Source organism: Actinomycetota bacterium, from assembly GCA_030682655.1.
In the GTDB taxonomy this organism is placed as follows: Bacteria; Actinomycetota; Coriobacteriia; order Anaerosomatales; family JAUXNU01; genus JAUXNU01.
In genome coordinates this window covers 1-2,205 of the sequence record JAUXNU010000022.1, presented here as the reverse complement: position 1 = coordinate 2,205, position 2,205 = coordinate 1, and the positions used below count along the sequence as shown (strand labels likewise).

The window sequence follows — 2,205 nt, the reverse complement described above, 5'->3', positions numbered from 1 at the left end:
CGCCGTGGGTGCGGTTCGGCTTTCGACGACGTGCGGCGAGCGTTCAGTCGCGCTTGCGCGGGACCTGTGGCCGTGAAGCTAACCAAGGCATCGAGCAGAACGCCACGAGGTAGACTGTCGAAGATGTACCGCACGCGGATACCTGGACACGAATCTGTCTTACGCGGCGACCCCCTGATCATATCGAGCGTACCATGCCTCGCGGGTCGCTGAAGGGCTCATGAAGCCGTTCTTCTCGGGAAGCCACTGGTCGTTGTAGAGATCGACGAACGTGTCGACGGCCTCGCGCACCTCGGCCACCGTGCGATAGACGCGGCCGTAGATGATCTGCTCCTTCAGAGTGCGGAAGAAGCGTTCGGCCACCCCGTTGGTCTGAGGCTGCTCGATGAAGGCGTAGCTCGCCTCCACGCCCCAGAAGCGGACCTGGTTGCGGAAGTGGTCCGAGACGTACTGTGTGCCGTTGTCCATGCGCAGCGACAGTCCCCGGCCCGCCGCGGCCTCGACACCGCCGAAGTGCTTGAGCAGGCCCTGGGACACCGGCTGCAGCGCAGCGAAGCGATCGCCGCGCTTGCACACATGGTGTCCCACGACCTCGCAGTTGAAGTGGTCGACGGCCGTGAAGATCCAGCACATCCCCTCGTCGGCCGTCAGGATCCGGGTGCCGTCGGTGCCCCACATCAGATCGGGCGTATCGGTGGTGATCGTTCCTTCATGGGCCACGCCGGCGCCCTGGCGCACGCGGCGCGGGGAGAGCAGTCCATGCTCACGCATGAGGCGCAGCACGCGCCTGCGCGACACGCGCACACCGCCGATGCGCAGGCGCGCCCAGACCGGCCGGTGTCCCTCGCCGATGAACGGAGAGCGCTCCAGGTCGTCTTCGATCATGGCGTGGAGCTCCTCGTCGCAGACCTGCGGGGCCGGACCCCTGCGGGCCGGTTCGGCCTCGACCGGCGCGGCATAGAACGTCGATCGGGCCACACCCCACACCGCACACACACGCTTGACGCCGTAGGGCCTGCCGGTGGCTATGGAGATCGCCGCGCTCATCGCTTCGACCTCCGACCGGCCAAAGGGCCCGGGCGCTCGATTCTTCCGCGGAGCAGTTCATTCTCCATCGACAGCTCGCCTATGCGGCGCATCGCCGCGTCGAGCTGGTCGGACACCGGATCGCCGTCTCGCTCCTTCAGGCCGGCGTCCATGCCGGCGAGCGCGCGATCGCGCCAGTTCTCGAGGCGGTAGATCTCGACGCCGAGTTCCCGGGACAGCGCGTCGAGCGGCTCACCCCTCAGCAGGCGCAGGGCCACCTCACGCTTGCGGGCGAGGCTCCAGCGCTGACCAGGAGTGAGCGGACCGAACGGGACGGCATGACCTTCTGTGGACAGGTTCTTCTCTGACATGACGGACCTTTCTCTCGGACACGGATGCTACACAAAGTCGTGTCCAAGAAATCCGGCGCCGCCGCATCCCCGGTCGGCGCCTACATCGCTCTTGTCATCTTCGCTATCGTCGTGAGCGTCGACAGCTATCAGATAGTTAAGACTGATCGTAAGGTCGATGGCCTACTGGGCACGCATCCGCTCATATGGGGCGCTTGCGTGCTCCTGCTGGCCATCGTCGGGATCCCGCTCTACTTCTATCAGCGTCCCAGAATCATTGTCGCGTACTCTTGACGCGTTCTGTGCGGCATCGAACAAGCGCATCAACCCGACTCGCAGAAGGTTGTCGTACTCTGAAAGCGCATCGCTCGCGGGTTATGCGCCACGCGTTCGACCCAACCCAACCCCGTCTTGATGCCAGTTACGACAGTACGCTAGTATGTACTTATCGGCGTCCTGAATCGGAGGTCCCTCATGTCGCGACTGCGTCCCACGACCGATGTGCGCCCAGTGACCGAGTTTCGTGCGAACACCTCGGCCGTCATCGAACAGATGCACTCGACGGGGCGCCCGGTGATACTCACCCAGCACGGACGCAGCGCCGCCGTGCTTCTCGACCCGGCGGTCTACGAAGGCCTGATCGACGAGGTGGAGCTGCTGCGCGACCTAGCGATCTCTGAGGCGCAGATCGCCGCTGGGCAAGTCGTGCCTCACGAGGAGGTCGTGCGTCGGATGCGCGAGAAGTACTCGCTGTGAGGGTCGTCTGGACCGAGCACGCATACGCGCAGCTCGACGAAGCGATGGCGTTCATCGCCCGCGACCGGCCGGA

Annotated in this window: 3 protein-coding genes and 1 pseudogene; 2 read left to right on the top strand and 2 right to left on the bottom strand. The window is 65.0% G+C overall.

Annotation, left to right across the window (positions count from 1 at the left end; genetic code table 11):
• Positions 1 to 159: 159 nt before the first annotated feature.
• Together Q8K99_01300 and Q8K99_01295 are read right to left on the bottom strand one after the other, a co-directional pair.
• The gene (locus Q8K99_01300) at positions 160 to 1,047 is read right to left on the bottom strand and encodes an integrase core domain-containing protein (protein MDP2181191.1); all 888 of its coding nucleotides are present in this window, start codon (positions 1,045 to 1,047) and stop codon (positions 160 to 162) included.
• Positions 1,044 to 1,334, bottom strand: a pseudogene (locus Q8K99_01295) (IS3 family transposase). Before Q8K99_01295 ends, Q8K99_01300 begins: the two are co-directional and overlap by 4 nt.
• A gap of 102 nt (positions 1,335 to 1,436) precedes the next feature.
• On the opposite strand from Q8K99_01295, the gene Q8K99_01290 reads away from it, so the two are divergent.
• Positions 1,437 to 1,670, top strand: coding sequence for a hypothetical protein (locus Q8K99_01290; GenBank protein ID MDP2181190.1), 234 nt, complete (start codon positions 1,437 to 1,439; stop codon positions 1,668 to 1,670).
• Between the two features lie 180 nt (positions 1,671 to 1,850).
• Positions 1,851 to 2,132 carry a type II toxin-antitoxin system Phd/YefM family antitoxin gene (locus tag Q8K99_01285; protein ID MDP2181189.1) on the top strand — a complete coding sequence of 94 codons (282 nt, stop codon included), beginning with the start codon at positions 1,851 to 1,853 and terminating at the stop codon, positions 2,130 to 2,132.
• The last annotated feature ends 73 nt before the right edge of the window (positions 2,133 to 2,205 follow it).